This window comes from Mobilicoccus pelagius NBRC 104925 (genome assembly GCF_000247995.1).
In the GTDB taxonomy this organism is placed as follows: Bacteria; Actinomycetota; Actinomycetes; order Actinomycetales; family Dermatophilaceae; genus Mobilicoccus; species Mobilicoccus pelagius.
Genome location: NZ_BAFE01000089.1, coordinates 90,241 through 115,050, shown reverse-complemented (window position 1 = coordinate 115,050; position 24,810 = coordinate 90,241). Strand labels below are relative to the sequence as shown.

The window sequence follows — 24,810 nt, the reverse complement described above, 5'->3', positions numbered from 1 at the left end:
CGTGGAGCGGGCCCACACCTGGCCCGAGGTCCTGTCCGCGCTGATCGCCGGGGAGGATCTCGACCCGGCCTCCGCGGCCTGGGCGATGGGCCGCATCATGACGGGCGAGGCGACCCCCAGCCAGGTCGCCGGTTTCGTCGTGGCCCTCCAGTCCAAGGGCGTCTCGGTCTCAGAACTCGTCGGCGTGGCGGACGAGATGCTCGCGCACGCGCGACGCATCGAGGTGCCGAATCCGAGCCTCGACATCGTGGGCACCGGTGGCGACCGGCAGAACACGGTGAACATCTCGACGATGTCGGCGATCGTCGCCGCGGCCGCCGGGATCACCGTGGTCAAGCACGGCAACCGGGCCGCGTCCTCCTCCTCGGGGACGGCCGACTGCCTCGAACAGCTGGGCGTGATGCTCAGTCTCGGGCCGCGCGGGATCGTCGAGGTCGCCCACGAGGTGGGCATCACCTTCTGTTTCGCCCAGGACTTCCACCCCTCCATGCGGCACGCCGCGGAGAGCCGTCGGGAACTCGGCATCCCCACCGTGTTCAACCTCCTCGGCCCGCTCACGAACCCCGCTCAACCGACGTATGCGGCGGTCGGGGTGGCGTTCGAGCACGCGGCCCCGCTCGTGGCCGGGGTGTTCGCCGACCGCGGTCGCCAGGCCGCGGTGTTCCGGGGCCGGGACGGCCTCGACGAACTGACCGTCACCACCGAGTCCGACGTGTGGTGGGTCGGTGGCGGCCACGTCGAGAAGCTCGTGGCCGCGCCGGAGGCCGTCGGTCTGTCCCGCCACCCGCTGGACTCGCTGCGTGGCGGAGACGCCGTGCACAACGCAGGGGTCGCTCGTAGGTTGCTCGACGGGGACACGGCGGGCACGATGACGGCCGTCCGCGACGCCGTCCTCCTCAACGCCGGCATCGCCCTCGCGCTCACCCACGGATCGGCACGGGTGCAGGATCAGGACACTTTCGTGGCCGCACTCGGCGACGGCGTCGACCGGGCGCGTACCGCGATCGAGTCGGGCGCTGCGGCCGGTCTGCTCGACCGCTGGCGACTGGCCACGACCGCTCGGGCCGCCTCCGGTCGCCGCTGACGCCGCATGGTGGCCGGGCACGGCCCGGCCGCCATGCGTGACGCGTCGGTTCGTCGTTCCTCGGCCGGGAGCGGGCGCCGATCACGCGCACATGCGGACCGGACGCGCACACGGATCCTTGGCCTCGCCGGAACCTGTACGCCGGACGTCGACGAACTGCGCCGAGCGGGCTCCTCGGCGGTGAGGGCGTGCGGAGAACTCAGTCGAGGCCGATGCTGAACGCCGCGTCGAGGTCGCTCCTGCTGTATGTGCGGAACGCGATGTGGGTGTCGGTGGAGATGACGCCCTGGGCCTTGTTGATGCGGTCGGCGATGACGTCGGCCAGGTCTTCGTGCCGAGCCACCTTGACGAGCGCGATGAGGTCGGCGCCGCCGGTGACGGAGTACACCTCGGTGACGCCGTCGATCTCTGCGATGGCCTGCCCGGCCTCGGGGATGCGGTGGACGTCGGCGTTGATGAGGACGATGGCGGTGATCACGGGGCAACTCTAGTCGTGAGAGCGGTGGGGGCGCCGGGGGTCCGATCGTCCCGGTGCGGGTCCGTTCCGCCGTTCCTCTCGCCGTCCTCCCCGCCGGGGGCTTCGGCCGAGCGGAGGCTCGGAGCCCCGTCGGCGCCGCCCACGGGGCAGCTCCACGTGCCGACGAGATCGACCAGGCGCACCCCCTCGGTGGTGAGCCATCGATGGAGGATCTCCGTCTCCTCGGGCGTCGTCGCCGGGCTCGGGGCGACGGGGGGCGCGACCACCTCGGCGGCGGCGCGCATCGCCGAGATGGAGGGCATGGGGTCGGTCCCGGGCGGGGTGAGCGTCGTGCCGGCGAGGCGGCCGTGCCGGACGGAGACGACCTCCCATCCGCCGCCGTCGCGTCGGCGCGCCGCGACGATCTCCGGCGCCTCCGCGAGGGGGGCGAGTCGTTGGACGCGGCCGAGCCCGTCGGTGAGGGCGGCGGTGCGTCGTCGGACCGCGTCGGCCTCCTCGAAGCGTTCCTCGGCGGCGAGCTCGCGCATCCGGGAGCGGAGGGCGTCGAGCAGCGACCGGTCGGCGCCGGCGAAGAGCCGATGGGCACGGCTCGCGACGGGGGCGTACTCCTCGACGCTCTGACGACCGAGGCAGGGCGCCCCGCACCGGCCGATCTCGGCGAGGAGGCAGGGGGAGGCGGCGGAGGAGAGACGCGCCAGCCGGGTGGTGCACTGCCGCAGCGGGAGCACCTCGTGGACGGCGGCCACGGCGTCCACGGCGGACTGCTTCCGGGCGAACGGCCCGGCGTACCAGGCGCCGTCGTCCTTGACCCTCGTGACGACCGACAGCCGCGGGAACGGTTCGACCGTGACTTTGATCCACGATCGGGACCACGGCCTCCTCGACTGTCGGTTGTACGGGGGATCGTGCTCGGCGATGAGCCGGATCTCACGGACCTGGGCCTCAAGACGCGTCGTGCACACGACGGGGACGACGTGCTCGGCGGCCGTGAGCATCTCGGTCATGCGGGCGCGCTGCTCCGCCGCCGTGAAGTACGAGGCCACCCGGCGGCGGATGTCGGTGGAGGTGCCGACGTAGAGCACCTGGCCGCGCACGCCGGTGAACATGTAGACCCCCGGCGCGGAGGGCAGGCCCTCGGCGAGGTGACGCTTGCGCCGCTGGACGGGGTGGACACGGGAGGCGAGGACCTGGAGATCCTCGAGCGTGCGGGCCGCGAGCGGACCGGAGCTGCCGCAGCGGGCGAGGAGTCCGTGGAGGACGTCGACCGTGGCGCGCGCGTCGTGGAGGGCACGGTGGTCGGGGGCGACGGCCGTGCCGAACAGTTCGGCGAGGGTGCCGAGCTTGTGGTTGGGCACCTCGTCTCGGGTGACGAGACGACGCGCGAGGGTGACCGTGTCGACGACGGCAGGGGCGGGCCAGGACAGGCCGCAGGCCCGGGTGGCGGCGCGGAGGAAGCCGATATCGAACGGAGCGTTGTGCGCGACGAGGACGGCGCCCCGGGAGAACTCGAGGAACGAGGGCAGCACCTCGTCGATGTGGGGGGCGCCCTCGAGCATCTCGTCGGTGATGCCGGTGAGGAGACGGATGAACGGAGGCACCGGCACCTGCGGGTCGACGAGGGTGTGGAACTCCTCGACGACCTCCCCGCCGTTGACCTTGACCGCGCCGATCTCGGTGATGCTGGAGTCGGCGGGGCTGCCGCCGGTGGTCTCGAGGTCGACGACGACGAATGTGACCTCCGACAGCGGCGTGCCCAGCACCTCCGGCGGGCCCTGGACGATCTGCTCCTCGAGGGCTGCTCCGCCGTGGCCCTCCCGACCCCCGTCCTGCGGGACGAACGCGCCGAGAACAGCACCGCCGTGGAGACCCGCGACGCGGGATCCGGCGCTGGCGCCGGCGCCGACGCCGGATCCCGCGCCGGTTTCCGTTCCGGACCCGGTGGCGGGCCCGGACGCCGGGGTAGGCGTGTGAACCGGGACCGGGGCCGGGTCCGAGGGAGGCGGAACAGCAGGGTCGTCGTGCATGGGAGCACCCTCGCAGGGCCCTCCGACAACCTTTCGTCCACGCGGACCAGGTGCCCGTCGGCCCGGCCGTCTAACCGCCGCGCCTGTGCGACGTCCCCTCCCGATGCGCCACGGCGAAGGGTTGTCGGGGGGTGGTCGTAGCGTGCGAACGCACCGGGGCCGAGGGGTCCACGGGACGAGGTCGAGGAGGCCGAGATGTTCGACACCATCGAGACCGGCGGGTCGTTGGTCATGGATTGCGGCACCTGCCCGGTCGCCGGCCGGGCCTGCGAGGACTGCGCGGTGCGGGTGCTGCTCGATGCGCCCGTCACCGGCCTGGCCCTCGACCCCGTGGAGCGCCGGGCGGTCGACGTGTTCGTCGGCGCGGGGCTCATCGGCGCGTCCGAGGCGGCACTGCTCACGGCCGAGGTGCAACCCTGGGAGGGTGTGCGCGCAGCCGGGTGACGAGGGAGGGCGCCGAACCCGGCGTCGAGGCCGGGCAACGGCGACGTTCGCCCTCATCGTCCTCCTCACCGGGTGCGCGACGTCGCCCGGGCCCGGTACGTCCGCCGGCACGCAGGCCGTGCCTGCGACGGGGGAGGCGTCGTCCGATGTCACGTCGTCCGTAACGGAGGCGCCGTCAGCGGGCCCGACGCGCATGGCAGGGGCCCCCGATGTGCCCCGGCGCCGATCCGTCGGTCCTGCCGGGGAGGCCGATCGCGCGCTCCTCGCACGGGCGCGCGAGATGGTCGAGAGGCGCTGGCCGGGGCGGATGGTCCACGCGGGGCCGCATTCCCTCGTCGTGGGCCCCATGCTCGTCCCCGGCGCACCCGGTGGGTCCCACACGGCGAACGTCCCGCGCGGACCGAGCGCCTCGCACGCCCCCGGCGGCGGGCGCGTGTCGCACACTCGGCCGCCCACGGTCGCGACCGCTCCGGGCCTCACCTCCCCGCGGCCCGCCGCATCCCCGACGACACCGCGGCGCCCCGTCGCGCCCGCACCTCGCGAGGACGTTCGAGCCACCGCATCCGTCGCATCTGCTGCGCCCCTCGATCCGGCGGTGGTGTCGGGGGCGGCCGAGGAGGCCTGGCGCCGCTGTCGTGCCGTCTGGCCGCGGGCCGAGAACGTGCCTCCCCTCGTCGTCCTGCCACCGACGCCGGGGCGCTCGGACGGCTCCGGGAGTGGGGGTGCCCGGCCCGCCGCGACGACGGTGACCGTCGGGGAGGCGCCGACGTCCGAGACGTGGATCGTCATGGCGCCGGAGTCCTGGGGCGAGCTCTCCGAGGAGGGGCGGATCGTCGTCCTCACGCACGAGTGCGTCCACGTGGCCCTCGCCGCGGGCCCTCGACCTCGGGCGCCTCGGTGGCTCGTCGAGGGGGTGGCCGACGACCTCGCCTACCGCCGGTCGACGGTGCCGGTCGAGGCCGTGCTCGCCCCGCTGCGCCGCGACGTCGCCGTGCACGGCGCGCCTCGCCACCTCCCCCGCGACGAGGAGTTCGAGGTCGCGGGCGCAGGGAGGGACGCCGTCCTCCTCGCCTACGCGCAGGCGTTGTCCGCCGTCCGCACGTACGCGGACCTCCACGGTGAGGACGCCGCCGTGGATCTCGTGCGGGGTCGTGCCGGGGGCGGCGGCGTCGACCGCGTCCCCCTCGAGCAAGGACTCCTGCCGGTGTGGCGGCAACAACTCGAACGCGGCCGGCCCGACCCCACGAGGGGGTCCGACCGGCCGCGTCCGGGGCGTCGGGGATAGCCGACGTCAGGAGTAGAGCGACTCGACCTCGTCGGCGAAGTCACGCATGATCTCGTTGCGCCGCAGCTTGAGCGAGGGCGTGAGGTACCCGTTCTCCTCGGTGAAGTCGCCCGGGATGATGTGGAACGAGCGGATGCTCTCGGCGCGGCTCACCGTGGCGTTCGCGCGGTCGACGGCCTTCTGGATGTGCTCGCGGACCATCGGGTCGGTGAGGCACATCTCGGGCGTGAGTTCGGGGCGGTCGTGCGAGGTGCCCCACACCGGCACCATCTCGGCGTCGATCGTGACGAGGGCACCGACGAACGGACGCTGGTCGCCGACGACGACGGCCTGCGAGACGAGCGGGTGCGCCCGCACGATGTCCTCGAGAGCGGCCGGGGCGACGTTCTTGCCGCCGGCGGTGACGAGGATCTCCTTCTTGCGGCCGGTGATCGTGAGGAACCCGTCGTCGTCGACGTCGCCGAGGTCTCCGGTGCGGAACCAGCCGTCCTCGGTGAACGCGGCGGCGGTCGCCTCGGGGTTGCCGCGGTAGGCGCGGAAGACACCCTCGCCCTGGACGAGGACCTCTCCGTCCTCGTCGATGCGGACGCCGACGCCGGGAATCGGCAGGCCGACCGCGCCGATGCGGAGACCGGCAGGGCGGCCGACGGCGACAGGCGCCGTGGTCTCGGTGAGGCCGTAGCCCTCGAGGACGGTGATGCCGATGCCGCGGAAGAAGTGGCCGAGCCGCTCGCCGAGGGGGGCTCCGCCGGAGACGGCGTACCGGATCTCACCGCCGAGCTTGGCGCGGATCTTGCGGTAGACGAGCCGCTCCATGACGGCGTGGGCGACACGGACCCGGGGCGAGGGGCCCTTGGGGTCGTCGAGGCCGCGACTGTAGACGATGGCCGTGCGGGTGGCGCGGGTGAAGATGCCGCCCTTGCCGTCGGCACGGGCCGACTGGTCGGCCGCGTTGAACACCTTCTCGAACACGCGGGGGACGGCGAGCAGGAAGGTGGGGTGGAACCCGGAGAGGTCACCCATGAGGTTCTTGATGTCGGGGGCGTGCCCGACGCGCATCATCGCGTCGACGGCGACGACCTGGATGAGCCGCGCGAAGACGTGCGCGAGCGGCAGGAACATGAGCATGGACGCGTCGTCCGGTCCGACGATCGGGTCGAGGGCGACGACGATGTTGTCGGAGAGGTCCATGAAGTTGCCGTGGGTGAGCTCGCATCCCTTCGGCCGGCCCGTCGTGCCCGACGTGTAGATGATCGTCGCGAGGTCGGAACGGTCGTGGCCCGCGAGACGGGCGTCGAGAGTGGCGTCGTCGATGTCCTCCCCGGCGTGGAGGAGGTCCTCGAGACCGCCACCGTCGACGGACCACACCTGCGCGAGTGCGGGGCAGTCGTCGCGGACCTCGGCGGCGACGGCCGCGTGGCCGTCGTTCTCGACGACGAGGGCGCAGGAGGCGGTGTCCTCGAGGATCCATCGCAGCTGGGAGGCGGAGGACGTCTCGTAGACGGGGACGGGCACGGCGCCCGCGGTCCACAGGGCGAAGTCGAGGAGGGTCCACTCGTACCGCGTCCGGCTCATGATCGCCACGCGCTCACCGACGCCGATGCCGGCGGCGACGAATCCCTTGGCGAGGCGGCGGACGTCGGCGTGGAACTCCCGCGCGGTGACGTCGCGCCACGTGCCGGCCGGACCTTTGACGGAGAACACGACGCGCTCGGGTCGCCGCGCCGCGTTGCGGGCGGGGATGTCGGCGAGGGTGCCCTCGGTGGTGGGCGGGACGGCGGGGGGGATGATCGATTCGCGCATCGGCTCCTCTTCACGCGATCCGGGGTGCGGGCGGGCGCCCGACGTCGGGTCACCCTACTCGTGGCCACGGACGCCGTTAGCCTACGGACATGTCGCCCAGAACACAGGAGTCGATCCTCGTCGCTGCGGAGCCGGGGGCGGTGTGCGACGTCGTCGCCGACGTCGAGGCCTATCCGGAGTGGTCCCCGGACGTGCGATCCGTCACGGTCCTCACCGAGGACGAGGGGGCCTGGCCGGTCGAGGTGGAGTTCACCGTCGGGTCCGGTCCGATGGAGGACACGTACGTGCTCGCGTACACGTGGGCCCTCGACGCCGACGGCGTCGGGGAGGTGTCGTGGCGGCTCGTGCGCTCGCAGAAGCTGGAGGCGCTCGACGGTCGTTACGTCATCGCCCGGGAGGGTGGCGGGACGCGCGTCACGTACGACCTCTCGGTCGAGCTCGCGGTGCCGCTACCGGGGATCCTCCGGCGTAAGGCGGAGCGCACGATCGTCTCCACGGCGTTGCAGGGGCTCAAGGCGCGGGTCGAGGGATGAACGGGGAGCACGTCGGTTCCGTCGAGGACGAGGCACGGCGGCTCGGGGAGGCGTTGCGCGAGGCCCGCAGAGAGGCGACGTCCGCCCGCGCGGAGGCCCCGCCGACGGACCCCCCTCCGGTGACGCCGTCGACGGGTCCTGCGCACGCCGCGGGCGGGGACGCCTGCCGGTGCCCGTGGTGCCGGGGCCACCGCTGGACGCATGCACACGGACCGGGGGTCCTCCGCGATCTCGCGTCGGCGACGGATCTCCTCACCCACGGCCTGCGCGCCGCGGCGGGCGCCTGGGAGCGACGCGCGGACGCGTCGCCCGGCGGCCCGGGCGACGCGGCTCAGGACGACCGCCCCACCCACCACACGCGCGGCGACCACGACGACCATTGCGACGACGACCGTTCCGACGACCAGCGGGAGAACCCATGACGACACGTGAGCCCAGCTCCTCCGCCCCCGAGGGTCGGGCGGCGGGCGCCACCGTCGGCCTCGACATCGGCGGGACGAAGATCCTCGGCGCCCTCGTCACGACGGGCGGGGAGATCCTCGCCCGTGCCCGGCGGGAGACCCCGGCGCAGCACCCCGAGGGGATCGTCGCTGCGGCGGCGGACCTCACGCGGGAACTCGTCGACGGCCACGACGTGCCCGCCGTCGGCGTCGCGGTCGCCGGGTTCCTCGACCGTGCCCGCGAACGGGTGCTGTTCGCCCCGAACATCGCCTGGCGTGACGAACCGTTCCGTGCACGACTCACCGATCTCGTCGGGTTGCCGGTCGTCCTCGAGAACGACGCGAACGCGGCGACGTGGGGCGAGTTCGTCCACGGCCCCGCCCGTGACGTCGAGGACCTCGTCCTCCTCACGATCGGCACGGGCGTCGGCGGTGGCGTCGTCACCGAGGGCGACCTCGTGCGGGGCGCCCACGGTGTCGGCGCCGAGGTGGGGCACATCCGGGTCGTGCCCGACGGTCTGCTCTGCGGATGCGGGGTGCGGGGCTGCCTCGAGCAGTACGGCTCCGGCACCGCGCTCGTGCGGAAGGCCCGTCACCTCGTCGACGAGGGCGGCCCCCGTGCCGCGGCCCTCCGGGACCGGTGCGAGGGGGGATCCGGGGCGTCTCTCCGGCCCCGACGTCACGGAGGTGGCGCTCGCGGGCGACCCCGCGGCGAGGGGACTCATCGCCGATCTCGGCCGATGGATCGGCAGCGGCGCCGCCTCGCTCGCGGCCGTGCTCGACCCGGAGCTCGTGCTCGTCGGCGGTGGGGTCTCCCAGGCGGGCGACCTGCTGCTCGAACCGGCGCGGGAGGCCTTCGAGGAGGGGATGACGGGGCGCCGGTTCCGGCCCTACGGTCGCCTCGAGTTCGCCGGACTCCTCGACGACGCCGGCGTCGTCGGCGCCGCCACGCTCGCCCAGGACGAGGCGCTCCGATGAGCGCCGCAGACACCGTGGAGGAGGCGGCGCCCGAGAACGATTGCGCGATCGGCGTCGATATCGGCGGCACGAAGGTCGCCGCCGGGCTCGTCGACGCCGAGGGGACGGTCGTCGCCCGCACCCGGCGCGACACCCCGGACCGCTCCTGCAGCCCCCGGGTCGTCGAGAACACGATCGTCGGCGCGGTCGAGGAACTCCTCGACCGCGCCGGGGACGAGGGACGTGCGGTGTCGGCCGTCGGGATAGGCGCCGCCGGATTCGTCGGCGCGGACCGGGCCACCGTCGTCTTCGCGCCCCATCTCTCGTGGCGGGACGAGCCGCTGCGGGAGTCCCTCGGCAGTCGCATCGGTCGCCCCATCACCGTCGACAACGACGCGAACGCGGCGGCGTGGGCCGAATCGCGCTTCGGCGCGGCCCGTGGCGAGTCGCACGTGGTGATGATCACGCTCGGCACCGGCATCGGTGGCGCCCTCGTCATCGACCACGAACTCCAACGCGGCCGGTTCGGCACCGCGGGGGAGTTCGGCCACATGCAGGTCGTGCCCGACGGGATCCGCTGCGAGTGCGGCAACCGCGGCTGCTGGGAGCAGTACGCGAGCGGCAACGCGCTCGTGCGGGAGGCCCGCGGTCTCATGTCGGCGCGGTCGCCCGTCGCGGAGGATCTGCTCGCCCGCGTCGGGGGCGACCCGTCGCGGCTCGCAGGGCCGCTCGTCACGGAGGCGGCGCGAGAGGGCGACCCCACGGCGCGGGAACTCATCGCCGAGATCGGGCACTGGCTCGGCGTCGGCATGGCGGGTCTGGCCGCCGCGTTCGACCCGGGGTCGTTCGTCATCGGTGGTGGGGTGAGCGCCGCGGGCGAGCTCCTCCTCGACCCGGCGCGCGAGGCGTTCCGTCGTCGTCTCCCCGGGCGGGGCTACCGGCCCGAGGCGCGCATCGTCCAGGCCGCGCTCGGCCCCGACGCGGGTCTCATCGGCGCCGCCGACCTCGCCCGCCACGAGAGCGGCCCGGCCCACTGACGCAGGCCGGGCCGATCCCGGCCCGGTGCAGGTCAGACGCGGGCGCCGTCGTCGGTGTCGTCGGGATCCCGGTCGTGCGGTTGGCGCAGGACGAGCGTGACGAAACCCGCGATCGTGAGGGCGGCCGCGCCCCACATGAGGTGACGCTCGGTGGGCGCGAACACGACGAGGAGGACGAGGCCGACCGGCCCGAGGACGAGACCGCACAGGGCGAGGTAGAACGGCCAGTCGGTGAAGAACGCGGGCAACGGCTCGGGTGGCGGCGGCGTGAACGTCTCGTCGTCCGGGTCCTCCGGAGGGCTGTACGTGCGCCACGGCACCGGGTCGTCGAACCCGCCCGCGCGGACGGGCGGCGCGTCGCCGCTCGGGAGGCCGTCGGTGTCGGCGTCGGTGGGGCCTCCTACGGTCGGGTCGTCGGCGACGTCGCCCGGCGGTGTGATCCCGGTCTCCCGAGGTGCACCCGGCACTCCGTCGTCGGGTCCCCCGGCACGGCCCGCCGGTGGCGGGGGTGCGTCGGCCCACGACGGGGGCTCCTCCCACCGCTCGACGATCTCGGCGAACCGGGCGTCGACGTCGTCGCGTTCCCCGCCGTCCCTCGTCGTCATCGCTGCACCTCTCCTGCGTCTCGGCCCCCGATTCTCGCAGAGAGGCCCACCCTTCTGCCCGGAGCGACGTGGCCGAACGGTCCCGCGAGCGCGAACCGGCCGGTACGGTGAGGGGGCTTCGTCGACCGGGAGGTTCAGGTGCTCTACTGGTTCTTCAAACTCGTCCTCATCGGACCCGTGCTGCGGGTGCTGTTCCGTCCCTGGGTGGAGGGTGCGGAGCACGTCCCCGCCCACGGCCCGGCGATCCTCGCGAGCAACCACCTGAGCTTCTCCGACTCGATCTTCCTGCCGCTCATGTGCCCGCGGCGCATCACGTTCCCGGCGAAGAGCGACTACTTCACCCAGCCCGGCCTCGTCGGTCGGCTCAAGAAGGCCTTCTTCCAGGGCACGGGCCAGATCCCGATCGACCGCTCGGGCGGGGCCGCGAGCAAGGTGGCGATGGACGCGGGTCTCGCCGTGCTGCAGCGCGGTGAGCTGTTCGGCATCTACCCCGAGGGCACGCGTTCGCCCGACGGCCGCCTCTACAGGGGCAAGACGGGCATCGCCCGCCTCGCGCTCGCCGCGGGGGTGCCCATCATCCCCGTCGCGATGATCGACACCGACAAGGCGCAGCCCACCGGTCAGCGGATCCCCACGATCATGCAGGTGGGGATGCGGTTCGGGCCGCCGATGGACTTCTCCGAGTACGCCGACCGTGCCGACGACCACGAGGTCCTCCGCGAGATCACCGACGAGGTCATGGCCGCGCTCCAGGAGCTCTCGGGCCAGGAGTACGTCGACGAGTACGCCGCCACCGTCAAGGAGCAGCTCGCGGCGAGGGCCAACGACCTCCTCGCCGCCGCGCGGGCCGAGGGCGCGAACGTCCAGGCGCGGGCGAGCGACCTCGTCGCCTCCGCCAAGGCCGAGAGCGCCACGGTGCAGGCGAACGTGCAGGCCAGGGCGAGCGACCTCGTCGCCTCCGCGAAGGCGGAGGGTGCGCAGGCGCAGGCACGGGCCGAGGAACTCATCCAGGCGGCCCGCACCGAGGTCGAGCAGCGGCGTCGTCGCCGCGCGGCCTCGGAGGGCGCGACCGTCGCCGACGCCGCGCCCGTCGAGGCCGACGGGCAGGACGACGTCGGGGACGACGGCAGCTCCCGCACCCGCCCGTGAGGACGAAGGCCCGGAACACCGCGGAGTCCGGCGACGCCCCGGTGTTCCGGGCCTTCTGGTCCGCGCTCGACCTGCTCCGTCCGCTCGTCCTCGTCTACGTCGTCGGGCTCTACGTCCACCGCCTCGAGCAGGTGGCCCATCCGGAGCGCGGGTGGGTGATCCTTGGGGTCCTCGCGGCCTGGACGATGGCGGCCCTCCTCGTGCGACGCCGCACCCCCGCCTGGCTCGCGGTGGAACTCGCCCTCGGGGCGGGCGCGATCCTCGCCTCCGGCCTCGTCGACTCCCGTGAGGTGATCGAGGCGGGGGCACCGACCGTGCCGGGCATGTGGCCGGCGACGACGGTGCTCTCGTGGGCCGTTCTCGCCGGGCCGCTCGGTGGCGCCGCCGCGGCGACCGTCGTCGTCCTCGCCGATCTCGTGCTCGTTCGCGTCCCGACGACGGTGACGTTCCACAACATCGTCATCCTCCTGCTGCTCGGCACCCTCGTCGGCTACTGCGCCGAGTTCGTCGGGGTGGCCCACCGCGCCGCGCGGGAGGCCGAGGCCATCCGTGCGCGGGCGGCCGCGCGGGAACGACTCGCCCGCGACGTCCACGACGGCGTGCTCCAGGCGCTGAGCCTCGTCCACCGCCGCGGACTCGAGATCGGTGGGGAGACCGCCGAACTGGGGCGTCTCGCCGGTGAACAGGAGCGTCACCTGCGTAAGCTCATCCGGCTGCCCGTCCTCGCCGAGGGGTCACGGCCCGTCCCGGCTCCCGGGGTCGGCGTCGCCCGTCGGGTGGACCTCGCCGCCCTTCTCAGGGCGTGGGCCACGGAACGGGTCTCCGTCGTCGACACGGGACCGGTCCTCCTCGCCGAGCCGCGCGCCCGCGAGATCGACGCCGCCGTCGCCGCCGCACTCGACAACGTCGCACGTCACGCCGGCGAGGGTGCCCGCGCCTGGGTCCTCCTCGAGGAGGTCGGGGGAGAGGTCGTCGTCACCGTCCGCGACGACGGAGTGGGGATGGATCCCGGGCGTCTCGACCGGGCGCGGGCCGAGGGGCGTCTCGGGGTGGCGGCGAGCATCGTCGGCCGTGCGCGGGAGCTCGGCGGCGACGCGAGCATCACGCCCGGGCCACGCGGTACGGTCGCGGAACTGCGGGTGCCGTGCGATCCGACCCACGGCACCGGCCGAGAGGGGGCGCCATGACCACCGACGACATGCCGGGCCGGACCGGCGCCGGGCCGACCGACCGGGCCCTGCGTGTCGTCGTCGCCGATGACCACCCCATCTGGCGCGACGCTGTCGCCCGGGACCTCGAGGAGGCGGGACTGGACGTCGTCGCCACGGCCGCCGACGGCCGGGCCGCGGTCGACCGCACCCTCGCCGTCGCGCCCGACGTGCTCGTCCTCGATCTCAACCTCCCCGTCCTCCACGGTGTCGAGGTCGCCCGCCGCGTCCACGAGGACCTGCCGTCGGTGCGGATCCTCGTCCTGTCGGCCTCCGGCGAGGCCGACGACGTCCTCCAGGCCGTCAAGGAGGGGGCGACGGGGTACCTCGTGAAGTCCGCGGGCCGCGAGGAGTTCCTCGACGCGGTGCGGAGCGTCGCCGACGGATGCGCCGTCTTCACGCCGGGACTCGCCGGTCTCGTCCTCGGGGAGTTCCGACGGATGGCCGGGGCGTCACCGGAGGAGGACGACCCGCAGGCGCCGCGACTCACCCCACGGGAGACGGAGATCCTCCGCTTCGTCGCCACGGGGATGAGCTACCGCGAGATCGCCGACATGCTCGTCGTGAGCCACCGCACCGTGCAGAACCACGTCCAGAACATCCTCGGCAAGTTGCAGCTCCACAACCGGGTCCAGCTCGCGCGGTACGCCGTCGCGCACGGCCTCGTCGATCCGTCCACCGACCTCTGAGACCCGTCGTATGACCGCCATCCGAACCCGTCACCGGATGTGGGTGCGGGTCCGACTACCCTGGCCGGGTGACTTCGAACGACTCCCTCACCTGGGCCGACCTTCCCGCCCGCCAGCAGCCCGTCTGGCCGGATGCCGAGGAGCTGCGTGCTGCGCAGCAGACGCTGTCGACGTATCCGCCGCTCGTCTTCGCCGGCGAGTGCGACGTCCTGCGTCGCCGGCTCGCCGACGCGGCCCGCGGCGAGGCGTTCGTCCTCATGGGCGGTGACTGCGCCGAGACGTTCGCGTCCGCCACCGCCGACAACATCCGGGACCGGGTCAAGACGATCCTCCAGATGGCGGCCGTGCTCACGTACGGCTCGAGCCTGCCAGTCGTCAAGATCGGGCGCATGGCCGGGCAGTACGCCAAGCCGCGTAGCAAGGACACCGAGACCCGCGGCGACGTCGAGCTGCCCGCCTACCGCGGCGACATGGTCAACGACTTCTCCTTCGACGAGGCCTCGCGTCGTCCCGACCCGCAGCGGCTCGTGCGGGCCTACCACGCGAGTTCCGCGACCCTCAACCTCGTCCGCGCGTTCACGCAGGGTGGGTTCGCCGACCTACGTCACGTCCACGACTGGAACCGCGGGTTCATGTCGAACAAGGCGAACAAGCGGTACGAGAAGATCGCCGGCGACATCGATCGCGCGATGCGGTTCATGAACGCCTGCGGTGTCGACTTCGAGGCGCTCCGCCGCGTCGACGTGTGGGCGAGCCACGAGGCACTCCTCCTCGACTACGAAAAGCCGCTCACCCGCATCGACTCCCGTACCGGTCGCCCCTACGGCACCTCGGGCCACTTCCTCTGGGTGGGCGAGCGCACGCGCGAGCGCGAGGGTGCCCACCTCGACTACGTCTCCCGCATCACCAACCCCATCGGCGTCAAGCTCGGCCCCACGGCCACGGGCGCCGACGCGGTCGAGCTCATCGAGCGTCTCGACCCCGAGGGCGACGCGGGCCGCCTCACGTTCATCACCCGCATGGGGCAGGACAAGATCCGTGAGGCACTCCCGCCGATCCTCCAGGCGGTCAAGGACTCCGGCCGACTCGTCACGTGGGTGTGCGACCCGATGCACGGCAACACCTTCGCCACCGAGAATGGTTACAAGACGCGCCGGTTCGAGGACATCGTCGAGGAGGTGCGTGGGTTCTTCGACGCACACGCCCAGGTGGGCACCCACCCCGGCGGTCTCCACGTCGAGCTCACGGGCAACGACGTCACCGAGTGCCTCGGCGGTGTCATGCACCTCGAGGACGCCGACCTCGAACGACGCTACGAGACGCTCTGCGACCCGCGCCTCAACCACCAGCAGAGCCTCGAGCTCGCCTTCGCCGTCGCCGAGATGCTCGCCGAGCGCACCGGTGGCGCGGGCGGTCTCGCCGGGTTCGCCGGGGACGCCGCGGGTGAGGACGACGCCCGCCCGGACGCGCCCCAGGGCTGATCGCCGCCGTGAGCGACTCGCTCGACGACCTGCGTGAACCCGCCCGATTACCCCCGGGACAGCGGGAGGCCCCGCTGCGCCCGATCCACTACGGGCGGGTTCCGCGGATCGACCTGGACACCTGGTCGTTCACGATCGAGGGGACCACGGTCGACGGGTCGAGGACCCGCCTGAGCTGGACCGACCTCATGTCGCTGCCGCACATCGAGGTGCGGGCCGACCACCACTGCGTCTCCCACCGGAGCACCGCCGGTCTGGTGTGGGGCGGTGTTCCCGCGCGGGCCGTCGTCGACCTCGCCCCGCCCGCCCCCGAGGCCCGGTGGCTGTTCGCCTCGGCCGCCTACGGCTATCACGCCAATCTCACGGTCGACGACCTCCTCTCGCCGCGCACGCTCCTCGCGACCCACCTCGACGGCGAGCCCCTCGTTCCCGAACACGGGTGGCCGCTCCGCCTCGTCGTGCCCCATCTCTACGGGTGGAAGGGCCCCAAGTGGCTCATGGCGTTCGAGTACCTCGCCTCCCCGCGACGAGGATTCTGGGAGGAACGCGGCTACCACTTCAACGGTGACGTGTGGCGCGAGGAGCGGTACGCCCATCAGGAATGACGCGCCCCCTCACCGGTCCTGCCGCGGGTGACCTCACACGACGTTGAGGACGACCGTGCTGCCCTTGGGGGCGGTGCCGCCGGCGGGCTCGGTCGAGCGTGCCGTGCCGAACACGCCCCCGAGGATCCGTTCGACCCGGACCTCGAAGCCCGCTTCGCGGAGCGTGGCGACCGCCTGCTCCGCGGGGAGACCCTGCACGGAGGGGAACAGGGACCATCTCGGGACCCTTGCTCACGGTGAGCGTGACGGCGTCGCCGCGGTGGACGGTGCCCGTGGGCGAGGTGGAGGCGACGCGCCCGGCGGGCACCGACGTACTGAACACCCGCTCGTCGGCGACGCGGACGGTGAGCCCCTTCTTCTCGAGCGCAGCTCGGGCCTCCTCCTCCGACGTGCCGACGACGCCGCCGAGCGACACCGGTTCGCGGCCCTTGCTCACGGTGAGGGCGACGGGGGTGCCGGGCTTCACCCGTGACCCCGCGGCCGGGGCGCTGACGACGACACGACCACGCTCGACGGTGTCGTGGTAGGTGCTCCGCCGACCCGGCGCGACCGTGAGGTGGGCCTCGGAGAGGAGTGCGTGCGCCTCGGCGACGGTCCGGCCGGTGAGCTCGGGTACGTCGTACCGTTCCGGGCCCCGGCTCACGAGGAGCCGCACCCGGGAACCTCGCCGGAGCAGCGTGCCGGCGGGCGCGTCGCTCTCGACGACGTGGTCGCGGGGCACGGTCTCGGAGAAGACCCGGTCGGTGACGGGGGAGAGGTCCTCGCCTCGGAGAGTCTCCTCGGCGGCGACGATCTCGGTCCCGACGACCTCGGGGACCGTGCGTTCCCCCGGAGGGCCGAACCACCACCATCCGCCGCCCATGCCGAGAAGGAGGACCGTGAGGGCCGCGGCGCCCCGCCGACGGAAGCGTCGGGGAGTCGCAGCGGGGTCGACCTCAGGTAAAGGATGAGCATCGTCGAGGTCAGAGGGGGAGTGCATCGACCCACCCGTCGAGACCGCCGCGACGTTCGCGGGCCGACCCTCGCTGCCGAGGCGGGGGATCGTGCGGGTCCGTCGAGCGATCGTGCTCGTCTCCTGTGACCGTCGATCCCCGTCACGCCCGGCGTGGCCGTCTTCGTCCTCTTCCTCACCACCCGTCGAGGGCGGGGTGGGCGGCTCCGCGCGGTGGTCGAGGGCGGAGTCCGGCAGCTCGGCGAGCACACGATGCACGTCGGCGAGGAAGACCTCTGCGTCGTCGTGACGGTCCTCCGGATCACGGGCCGTCGCACGGGCCACGAGGTCGTCGATCGCCGCAGGGAGTTCGGGAACCCGGTCCGACGGCGGCGGGATCGATCCGGTGACGTGCTGCCAGGCGACGTGGATGGGGGAGTCGCCCTCGACCGCAGGTCGACCCGTGAGCATCTCGTGGAGGACGAGGCCGATGGCGTAGAGGTCGGTGCGGCGATCGGCGGTGCCGTGCTCGACCTGTTCGGGGGCGAGGTAGGCGACCGTACCGAGCAGCGGAGCGCCCGCGGCCGTCGCGGTCGTCGACCCGACGGCACGGGCGAGTCCGAAGTCCGCGACCGCGACCCGGCCCTCGGCCGAGCACAGGACGTTCTCCGGCTTGATGTCGCGGTGCAGCACGTCGCGACGATGGGCGGCCGCCGTGCCTTCGAGGATCCGGGCCGTGATGCGGAGCGCCTCCCGTGGGGTGAGCGCCCCCTCCTCCTCGAGGAGGTCCCGCAGGGTCTGCCCGTCGACGAACTCCATCGCGAGGAAGAGGATGCCGTCGTCCTCGCCCTGGTCGTACACGGCGACGACGTGAGGGTGGGACAGTCGTGCCGCAGCCCGGGCCTCACGACGGAACCGGTCGACGAACGCTGGGTCGCGGGCGAGATCGGGGCGCATCACCTTGAGGGCGACCTGCCGGTCGAGCCGTTCGTCGAGGGCCGCGTAGACACGACCCATGCCGCCGTCCGCGAGGTGTGCGAGCACCGTGTAGCGCCCGTCGACCGTGCGGCCGACGAGTCCGTCGCGCTGTACGGTCGCCACGGCCGAGAGTCTAGGCGCGGGGCCGCGTCCGGGGCGGGCGGCGCGCGGAGGGCGGGCTCTGGCACTCTGGGAGCGTGAACGCGCAGCAGCCGACCGACCAGCAGCCCACCCCCGACCCTCGACTCGCCGAGCTCGAGACCCTCGTCGACGCGTGGCTCTCGGTGCCGGAGGCCGCCGAGGTGCAGGGATGCTCCCTCTCCACGGTGCGCACCCAGCTCAAGAACCACGAACTCGTCTCCGTGCGTCGCGGCCCGAACAATGCCGTCTACATCCCGGCCGTGTTCGTCACGCCCGAGGGGCCGATGCCCGCGCTGCCCGGCACCGTCACCGTCCTCGCCGACGGCGGCATGAACGACCTCGACCTGCTCACCTGGCTGTTCACGCCGCAGGAGGGCCTCGCCGGCGACGGCACGCCGATGGGTGCCCTGCTCGCCGGGCACAAGAGCGAGATCCGTCGTCGCGCGATGGAGACCGCGTTCTGATCCGGTGACGCCTCAGGCGTCGCGACGGGTCGCGGCCTCGACGAGCGCGTCGAGGGCGGCCCGCCCGGCGTCGGTGATGCCGCCGAGGGCGTCGAGGTGCGCGCGCGCCGTGCTCGTGTCCTCGTCGATGAACGCCTCGAGACGCTCCACCGCACCCGATTCGGCGATGACGGTGCGCAGGTCGGCGATCTCGTCCTCGGTGAGGGCGGGGTCGCCGATCCGCTCCCGCAGCCGCTGGGCCCCGGGGGTGTCCTCGGCGCCGAGCGCGAGGGCGAGGAGGACGGTGCGCTTGCCCTCCCGCAGGTCGTCGCCAGCCGGCTTTCCCGTGGCCTGCGGGTCGCCGAAGACGCCGAGCACGTCGTCGCGGAACTGGAAGGCCTCGCCGAGCGCGAGACCGTACTCGCGCAGGTGGGCCGCGTCGGCGTCGGAGACCCCGGCGGCGCGCGCGCCGATGAGCAGGGGGTGGGCGACGCTGTACTGGGCGCTCTTGTAGCGCACGACGGCGCGGCTGCGGTCGATGCGGGCGGCCTCGTCGAGGTCGTTCCACCCGGCCGTCGCGACGTGCATGTCGAGGAACTGCCCGGCCATGAGGTGGGTCCGCATCTCGTCGAAGACCGCGCGCGCCCGGGCGAGCTCGGCCGCGGGCAGTGCCGCGCGTGCGACCATCTCGTCGCACCACACGAGGCAGAGGTTGCCCGCGAGGATCGCGCCAGCGAGGCCGTAGCGTTCGGGCTCGCCCGACCAGTCGTGCGCCGCGTGGACGTCGCCGAACCGCACGTGCACGGTGGGGCGACCGCGACGGGTACGGGAGTCGTCCATGACGTCGTCGTGGATGAGGGCGGCGGCCTGGAACATCTCCATCGCCGCCGCGAGCGTGAGGATCCCGTCGCGGTGGGCGCCGCCGAAGGCGCGGTAACCCCAGTCGCAGAAGGCCGCCCGCAGGCGCTTGCCCGCGGCGAGGAGGTCGTCGACGGCGTCGACGAGGGGGACGACGTCGGCACCGAGGGGGAGGAGCACCTCGCGCTGTCGGGTGATCTCGGCCGTGAGCTCGGTCTCGACCCTGGTGCGGAGGTCGGCGAGGTCGAACGCCGTGGCGCCCTCACCGGCGGGCGGGTGCGCCTCGTGCGGGGACATCGGGGACCTCCTCGTCTCGGGGTGGGCCGGCCGGCGATGGTCCGCCTCGGTCGGCACGTCGCCCGAGCCTACGACACGGCACCCGTACGAGCGGCCTGGGGGCGAGCGCGGGGAGCGGGGGGTGCAAGCGCGGAACAGGACGCACGTCCGACATTCGTCCATGTGTACGGGAGGCTCGTTCATGGCCTCTGAGCTGGTGTTTCTTCGTCATTGACACGATGTCGGTGGGTGGGTGTACGCTCGATTTATCGAACAGAGGTTCGAGTCGAACAGAATCTCGAACGGGAGTCCCGTGCCCTGCCGTCGGCATGTGCGGGCTCCCCGTGAGGGCGGAGGGGAGAGGCGATGCGGAGGTACGACGAGCCGGTCCAGGTCCAGACCGCGCGGCTCCCCGGCCACCACGAGGGTGAGGTGCCGCCCCGCCGGTTCATCTGGCAGGGCCGGGTCTACGACGTCGACACGGTCCACGACAGGTGGGTGATCCGGCAGTCCTGGTGGCGTCGGGCGCTCGCTCCCGACGGGGGTGTCTGGGCCCTCGACCCGCAGCACCTCGAGGAACACGTGTGGCGGGTCACCGCCGCCGCCCGCGGCTCCGTCGGCACCGGCGTCTACGACCTCGCCCACGGGCGAGGCTGGCGCCTCCTCCACGTCGACGACTGACCTCCCCGGTGGGCACCGTGATCTCCGGTACTCCGCGCGCGACGCCCACGCGGGGCACCCGCACACCATCCCCGCCCGGCACACGGGCGCTCCGCGCACCAGAGCCCGTGCCGCACACGCCTCCCGCACACGCCTCCCGCTCCACTCATCCCTCGTCCCGCACCGCACCGCACCGTTCCACGGCCACGTCGCCATCACGTCACCGCCACGCCACCCCGACGTCACCGCCCCACCCCCGTTCCGCCCGCCCCCGTCCGGCCGACCCATCGGCCGCCCCTTCGACGAGAGGTCACGACCATGCCCGCAGCCACGACCTTCGACCTGCTCGACCGCGCCCGTTCGACCCTCGTGCGCGCCCATCGCAGCAGCACGACGAACGACCGGTACATCGAGGCGCACCTCGCGGCGCTCCGATCGGCCGCGGCCGTCGTCTCGGCCCGTGCTCCCCGCCAGGTGGGGCGCAGTCACGCCCCGATGCGCGACACGTGGACGACGCTCGCGACGCTCACCCCCGAACTCACCGAGTGGGCCGACTACTTCGCGCTCTGCGGGGCCCGCCGCGGTGCGCTCGAGGCCGGGGAGATCGCGAGTCCGCGGGAGGCCGACGACCTCCTGCGCGACTCCGAGACCTTCCACGGCCTCGCGCTCGCCGCTCTCGGGCTCCCCTTCGAGACGGGGGCGGTCGACCTCGGTCTCGCCGTCGCCGGTCGAAGGTGAGTGCGGTGCCCTTCGCCCATCTGCACGTCGCCTCGAGCAGCTCCATGCGGTACGGGGCCTCCTTCCCTGCCGAGCTCGTCGCCGCGGCGGTCGCGGACGGGCAGGGCATCCTCGGTCTCACCGACCGCGACGGTCTCTACGGATCGGTGCGGTTCGTCCGTGCCGCGGTCGCGGCAGGAGTCGCTCCCGTCATCGGGGTCGACCTCGCCCTCGATCTCACCGCCACCCGGCCCCTCCTCCCCACCGTCCCCGGTGGGGGCGCTCCAGCCGGTGGACGCGACGGGCGGGGTGGGCCCTTCCCCGGGTCCGTCGGCACACGGGCTCCGCGCACGCCGGTCCGCGGCGGTGCCTTCGTCGACGACCGGGCGTCGCGGGTCGTCGTCCTCGCCCGGGGCACCGGTGCCGGGGTCGCGCCGGGTCGGGGATGGGCGGCGCTGTGCCGCCTCGTCACCGCGGCCCATCTGTCCGGCGTCGAGCGCGGCCGCCCCGCCGTCACCCCGCGGATGCTCGCCGACGCCGTCGCCGGCCCCCGCGACGGCGGGCCCTCCCCGCTGCTCGTCCTCCTCGGGCCGGACTCCGACGTGGGGCGCACGATCCTCGACCGCCCGGACCGGGCGCGGGAACTCCTCCTGCGATGGCGGGCTCTCCTCGGGGAGGCCCTCGTCGTCGAGGCCACATGCCACGACGCCCCGCCGGGGCAGGTCCGCAGCGCCTCCCAGGCCCGGCGTCTCCTCCGGCTCGCCCGCGAGGTGGGGGTGCCGTGCGTCCTCACCGCCGCCGTCCGCCATGCCGGCCCGGAGGGGGCGCCGATCGTCGACGTCCTCGACGCGGCGCGGCGACTCACCGTGCTCGACGACCGCCACCTCGACCGGGTGAGCACGGCCGGCCACCTCGCCTCGACGGCGACGATGGCGGCGATCGCCGAACGGCTCACCGGCGACACCCACCAGGCGCGCGCCCTCCTCGACGTCACCGCCGCGGTCGCCGCCGAGTGCGTCCAACACCCCCGCCACGACATCGGTCTCGGCTCGGTCCACCTGCCCGAGCCCGACGTCCTCGGCCTTGCCCCCGGCGAGGATCCCCAGCGGGTGCTCGCCGAGCGGTGCCGTGCCGGCGTCACCCGCTGCTACCCGCACGCGCGGGAGGCCGACCTCGCCCGCATCACCGCCCGCCTCGACGACGAACTCGACGTCGTCGCCTCCCTCGGGTACGCGACGTACTTCCTCACCGTCGCGCTCGTCTGCGACCTCGTCCGCGGGGCGGGGGTGCGGGTCGCGGCCCGCGGGTCCGGGGCGGGCAGCCTCGTCAACCACCTCCTCGGCATCAGCGGCGTCGACCCGTTCCCGCACGGCCTCCTCATGGAGCGGTTCTGCACCCCCCTGCGGGCACAGCTGCCCGACATCGACGTCGACGTCGAGGCGGCCCGCCGCACCGAGACGTACGAGCTGATCCTCGACCACTTCGGCGGGGAGCGGGTCACGTGCGTGTCGATGACGGAGACCTACCGGGTGCGGCACGCGATCCGCGACGTCGGCTCCGCACTCGGGTTGCCCGCCGTCGAGATCGACGCGATCGCCAAGGCCTTTCCGCACATCCGTGCCCACGACGCCCGCACGGCCATCGCCGAGCTGCCCGAACTCGCCGGCATGGGACTCACCGCACCCCGCATGGAGGTGCTCTTCGACCTCGTCGAACGCCTCGACGGGCTGCCCCGCCACCTCGCCCTCCACCCGTGCGGCATCGTCCTCTCCGGCCTCGGCCTGCTCGACCGCACGCCCGTCGAGGCGAGCGGGCTCGGGTTTCCCATGAGCCAGTTCGACAAGGATGACGTCGAGGCTCTCGGGCTCCTCAAGCTCGACGTCCTCGGCGTCCGCATGCAGTCGGCGATGGCGTACGCCACCGCCGAGATCGCCCGCGTCGAGGGCACCCACGTCGACCTCGACGACCGCGACTGCGTCCCCCTCGACGACCCGAGCACCTTCGAACTCGTCCGCTCCACCCGCACCCTCGGCTGCTTCCAGATCGAGAGCCCCGGCCAGCGGGAACTCGTCGGCAGGTTCGCCCCCGAGACCTTCGAGGACCTCGTCGTCGACATCTCCCTGTTCCGGCCCGGGCCGGTGAAGTCCGACATGATCACCCCCTTCCTCCGCGCTCGGCAGGGCTGGGCGGAGCCCGAATACCTCCACCCCTCCCTCGAACCCGCGCTCGCCGAGACGTGGGGCGTCGTCGTCTTCCACGAGCAGGTCCTCCGCATCCTCGTGACGACGAGCGGCATCAGCCTCGCCGAGGCCGACGAGGTGCGGCGTGCGCTCGGCACCCACGAGGGGCGCGAGGAGGTCGAGACGTGGTGGCGGGAGGCCGCTGCGGCCCGCGGATATTCCCCGGCCGACCGCGACCGCATCTGGAAGGTCCTCGCCGCCTTCGCGAGCTTCGGCTTCTGCAAGGCCCACGCGGCCGCGTTCGCGCTGCCCACCTATCAGAGCGCCTGGCTCAAGGCCCACCACCCGGCGGCGTTCCTCGCCGGCGTCCTCACCCACGACCCGGGCATGTATCCCAAGCGCCTCATCCTCGACGACGCCCGCACCCACGGCATCCCGATCCTCGGCCTCGACGTCAACGCCTCCGGCGACACCTACCGCGTCGAACGCGGCGAGGACGAGGTCCTCGGCATCCGGGTGAGCCTCGCCGACGTCAAGGGCATCTCCGACGACGAGGTCGCCCGCATCGTCGCCGGCCGGCCCTACGCCGGTCTCGAGGACCTCGCCCGGCGGGCCCGGCCGAGCCGCCCGGTGCTCGAACGGCTCGTCCTCGCCGGGGCGCTCGACGAGCTCTACGGCATCGACGTCGCCTCTCGCGGCGGTCTCGGGCGCCGCGGGGCGCTCACCCGACGCGACCTCCTGCTCCACGTCGCCGAACTCGACCGATGGAACCGGGCCGATGCGCGAGGACGTGCCCGAGGCGGCGCCCGGTACGACAGCGCCGTCCACAGGGGGGGCGACGCGCGTGGAGCCGGTGAGGGAGGTGATCGTCGGGACGATCGCGGCCTCACCGGCGTCGGCACGGGTCGACGGGGTGAGGCCGGGCGGGTCTTTGACGTGCGGTCCCGTGCGGCAGGGCAGTCGCGTGGTGCGGCGCCGGTGGCCTCTGCCGGGGCACGGTCGGTCCAGCTCGCCCTCGACATCGGTCCCGAACCCACCCCGGCGAGCGGGCTGCCCGAACTCGGCCCGGCCGAGCGCGTGCAGGCCGAGCTCGACATCCTCGGACTCGACGTGAGCGCCCACGTCCTCGAGCCCTACGCCGAGATGTTCGACGACCTCGGCATCGTGAGGGCGAGAGACCTCCGCGAGGTGCGGACGCGCAGCGACATCCTCGTCGCGGGCGTCAAGGTCGCCACCCAGACCCCGCCCGTGCGCTCGGGCCGTCGCGTCGTGTTCCTCACCCTCGACGACGCGACGGGACCGGTCGACGCGGCCTTCTTCGAAGACGTCCAGGGCGCCTGCGCGATGACGGTGTTCCATCACTGGCTGCTCGTCGTGCGCGGGGTCACCCGCCGCACCGGTCCCCGGGGGGTGTCGATCCGCGCGACGGCCGCGCACGACCTCCTCGAGGTGTGGGACGCGTGGTCCACCGGTGGGGTGGAGGCCGCCCGGGCGGTGATGACCCCCGCGACCGTGACGACCGACGCCGCAGGATCCGCCGGGGCCCGTCTCCGGCCGACGCGGGTGCTGCGGCACGCGTCGGGGTTCACGCAGTCCCCGTACGCCGACATCGCCCCCGCCGGAACCCCCGCCCGGCAGAGCCGCGCGCTCGCGGCCCTCGCCACCGGTTGGGCCCAACCGTCCCGTCCGTTGTGGCATACGAGCCCGGGGAGTGCCGGGCGATGAGGCACGGACGCCCTAGAGTGGGCGGCGAACCGCAACGTCACGGGCGCGGCCGACCCCACCGGTGCCGGCGCGTCCCGTC

21 protein-coding genes and 1 pseudogene are annotated in these 24,810 nt (G+C 73.5%); 16 read left to right on the top strand and 6 right to left on the bottom strand.

Annotated elements, in window-relative coordinates; all coding sequences use genetic code 11:
* Position 1: 1 nt before the first annotated feature.
* Positions 2 to 1,084: an anthranilate phosphoribosyltransferase gene (trpD, locus tag MOPEL_RS13035; protein WP_009483337.1), complete on the top strand. Its 1,083-nt coding sequence runs from the start codon at positions 2 to 4 to the stop codon at positions 1,082 to 1,084.
* 199 nt (positions 1,085 to 1,283) lie between these two features.
* Here the strand turns inward: trpD and MOPEL_RS13030 are convergent, their stop codons facing one another.
* Together MOPEL_RS13030 and MOPEL_RS13025 are read right to left on the bottom strand one after the other, a co-directional pair.
* Positions 1,284 to 1,562 carry an Lrp/AsnC family transcriptional regulator gene (locus MOPEL_RS13030; protein WP_009483336.1) on the bottom strand — a complete coding sequence of 93 codons (279 nt, stop codon included), beginning with the start codon at positions 1,560 to 1,562 and terminating at the stop codon, positions 1,284 to 1,286.
* Positions 1,559 to 3,586, bottom strand: coding sequence for a DEDD exonuclease domain-containing protein (locus MOPEL_RS13025; RefSeq protein WP_009483335.1), 2,028 nt, complete (start codon positions 3,584 to 3,586; stop codon positions 1,559 to 1,561). The genes MOPEL_RS13030 and MOPEL_RS13025 overlap by 4 nt, the downstream gene beginning before the upstream one ends.
* Positions 3,587 to 3,781: 195 nt before the next feature.
* On the opposite strand from MOPEL_RS13025, the gene MOPEL_RS13020 reads away from it, so the two are divergent.
* Both MOPEL_RS13020 and MOPEL_RS16155 read left to right on the top strand, forming a co-directional pair.
* Positions 3,782 to 4,030, top strand: coding sequence for a hypothetical protein (locus tag MOPEL_RS13020; RefSeq protein WP_009483334.1), 249 nt, complete (start codon positions 3,782 to 3,784; stop codon positions 4,028 to 4,030).
* A gap of 745 nt (positions 4,031 to 4,775) precedes the next feature.
* Positions 4,776 to 5,315 (top strand): hypothetical protein, encoded by a 540-nt coding sequence (locus MOPEL_RS16155; RefSeq protein WP_141631346.1) that lies wholly within the window; start codon positions 4,776 to 4,778, stop codon positions 5,313 to 5,315.
* 6 nt (positions 5,316 to 5,321) lie between these two features.
* On the opposite strand, the gene MOPEL_RS13010 is transcribed toward MOPEL_RS16155, so the two are convergent.
* A complete protein-coding gene (locus tag MOPEL_RS13010; protein ID WP_009483332.1) occupies positions 5,322 to 7,118 on the bottom strand; it encodes an AMP-dependent synthetase/ligase in 1,797 nt (598 codons plus the stop codon).
* 89 nt (positions 7,119 to 7,207) lie between these two features.
* Between MOPEL_RS13010 and MOPEL_RS13005 the strand changes: the two genes are divergently transcribed.
* The 4 genes and pseudogenes from MOPEL_RS13005 (at position 7,208) to MOPEL_RS12990 (ending at position 10,085) form a co-directional block, all read left to right on the top strand.
* Complete coding sequence (locus tag MOPEL_RS13005) at positions 7,208 to 7,651, top strand: SRPBCC family protein (protein WP_009483331.1); 444 nt, start codon at positions 7,208 to 7,210, stop codon at positions 7,649 to 7,651.
* Positions 7,652 to 8,069: 418 nt separating this feature from the next.
* Positions 8,070 to 8,627: pseudogene (locus MOPEL_RS18855) on the top strand (ROK family protein); the annotation flags it as partial.
* 151 nt (positions 8,628 to 8,778) lie between these two features.
* On the top strand, positions 8,779 to 9,069 hold the full coding sequence (locus MOPEL_RS18850; RefSeq protein ID WP_306305777.1) for an ROK family protein: 291 nt from the start codon (positions 8,779 to 8,781) through the stop codon (positions 9,067 to 9,069).
* On the top strand, positions 9,066 to 10,085 hold the full coding sequence (locus MOPEL_RS12990) for an ROK family glucokinase (protein ID WP_009483327.1): 1,020 nt from the start codon (positions 9,066 to 9,068) through the stop codon (positions 10,083 to 10,085). Before MOPEL_RS18850 ends, MOPEL_RS12990 begins: the two co-directional genes overlap by 4 nt.
* A gap of 32 nt (positions 10,086 to 10,117) precedes the next feature.
* Here the strand turns inward: MOPEL_RS12990 and MOPEL_RS17370 are convergent, their stop codons facing one another.
* Positions 10,118 to 10,690 carry a hypothetical protein gene (locus MOPEL_RS17370; RefSeq protein WP_009483326.1) on the bottom strand — a complete coding sequence of 191 codons (573 nt, stop codon included), beginning with the start codon at positions 10,688 to 10,690 and terminating at the stop codon, positions 10,118 to 10,120.
* A 138-nt stretch (positions 10,691 to 10,828) separates the two neighbouring features.
* Here MOPEL_RS17370 and MOPEL_RS12980 point away from each other — a divergent pair, with 138 nt between their 5' ends.
* From MOPEL_RS12980 to MOPEL_RS12960, 5 genes are all read left to right on the top strand, one after another.
* Entirely contained in the window at positions 10,829 to 11,839 is a 1,011-nt protein-coding gene (locus MOPEL_RS12980; RefSeq protein WP_009483325.1) for a 1-acyl-sn-glycerol-3-phosphate acyltransferase, read from the top strand.
* Positions 11,836 to 13,026 (top strand): MacS family sensor histidine kinase, encoded by a 1,191-nt coding sequence (gene macS, locus MOPEL_RS12975; RefSeq protein ID WP_009483324.1) that lies wholly within the window; start codon positions 11,836 to 11,838, stop codon positions 13,024 to 13,026. The genes MOPEL_RS12980 and macS overlap by 4 nt, the downstream gene beginning before the upstream one ends.
* On the top strand, positions 13,023 to 13,736 hold the full coding sequence (locus tag MOPEL_RS12970; RefSeq protein WP_009483323.1) for a response regulator: 714 nt from the start codon (positions 13,023 to 13,025) through the stop codon (positions 13,734 to 13,736). The genes macS and MOPEL_RS12970 overlap by 4 nt, the downstream gene beginning before the upstream one ends.
* Before the next feature lie 68 nt (positions 13,737 to 13,804).
* Positions 13,805 to 15,217: a class II 3-deoxy-7-phosphoheptulonate synthase gene (locus MOPEL_RS12965; protein ID WP_009483322.1), complete on the top strand. Its 1,413-nt coding sequence runs from the start codon at positions 13,805 to 13,807 to the stop codon at positions 15,215 to 15,217.
* Positions 15,218 to 15,225: 8 nt separating this feature from the next.
* Entirely contained in the window at positions 15,226 to 15,822 is a 597-nt protein-coding gene (locus MOPEL_RS12960) for a molybdopterin-dependent oxidoreductase (protein WP_009483321.1), read from the top strand.
* On the opposite strand, the gene pknB is transcribed toward MOPEL_RS12960, so the two are convergent.
* The gene (pknB, locus tag MOPEL_RS12955; protein WP_009483320.1) at positions 15,776 to 17,854 is read right to left on the bottom strand and encodes a Stk1 family PASTA domain-containing Ser/Thr kinase; all 2,079 of its coding nucleotides are present in this window, start codon (positions 17,852 to 17,854) and stop codon (positions 15,776 to 15,778) included. The two genes, MOPEL_RS12960 and pknB, sit on opposite strands and share 47 nt — an antisense overlap.
* A gap of 74 nt (positions 17,855 to 17,928) precedes the next feature.
* On the opposite strand from pknB, the gene MOPEL_RS12950 reads away from it, so the two are divergent.
* On the top strand, positions 17,929 to 18,336 hold the full coding sequence (locus MOPEL_RS12950) for an Rv2175c family DNA-binding protein (RefSeq protein WP_009483319.1): 408 nt from the start codon (positions 17,929 to 17,931) through the stop codon (positions 18,334 to 18,336).
* Positions 18,337 to 18,348: 12 nt separating this feature from the next.
* Here MOPEL_RS12950 and MOPEL_RS12945 read toward each other — a convergent pair whose 3' ends face one another.
* Complete coding sequence (locus tag MOPEL_RS12945) at positions 18,349 to 19,470, bottom strand: polyprenyl synthetase family protein (protein ID WP_009483318.1); 1,122 nt, start codon at positions 19,468 to 19,470, stop codon at positions 18,349 to 18,351.
* Positions 19,471 to 19,815: 345 nt separating this feature from the next.
* On the opposite strand from MOPEL_RS12945, the gene MOPEL_RS12940 reads away from it, so the two are divergent.
* From MOPEL_RS12940 to MOPEL_RS12930, 3 genes are all read left to right on the top strand, one after another.
* Positions 19,816 to 20,130, top strand: a complete 315-nt coding sequence (locus tag MOPEL_RS12940; RefSeq protein ID WP_009483317.1) for a DUF6504 family protein — start codon at positions 19,816 to 19,818, stop codon at positions 20,128 to 20,130.
* A gap of 297 nt (positions 20,131 to 20,427) precedes the next feature.
* A complete protein-coding gene (locus MOPEL_RS12935) occupies positions 20,428 to 20,847 on the top strand; it encodes an SAV_6107 family HEPN domain-containing protein (protein ID WP_009483316.1) in 420 nt (139 codons plus the stop codon).
* 5 nt (positions 20,848 to 20,852) lie between these two features.
* Positions 20,853 to 24,731 (top strand): DNA polymerase III subunit alpha, encoded by a 3,879-nt coding sequence (locus tag MOPEL_RS12930; protein WP_009483315.1) that lies wholly within the window; start codon positions 20,853 to 20,855, stop codon positions 24,729 to 24,731.
* The last annotated feature ends 79 nt before the right edge of the window (positions 24,732 to 24,810 follow it).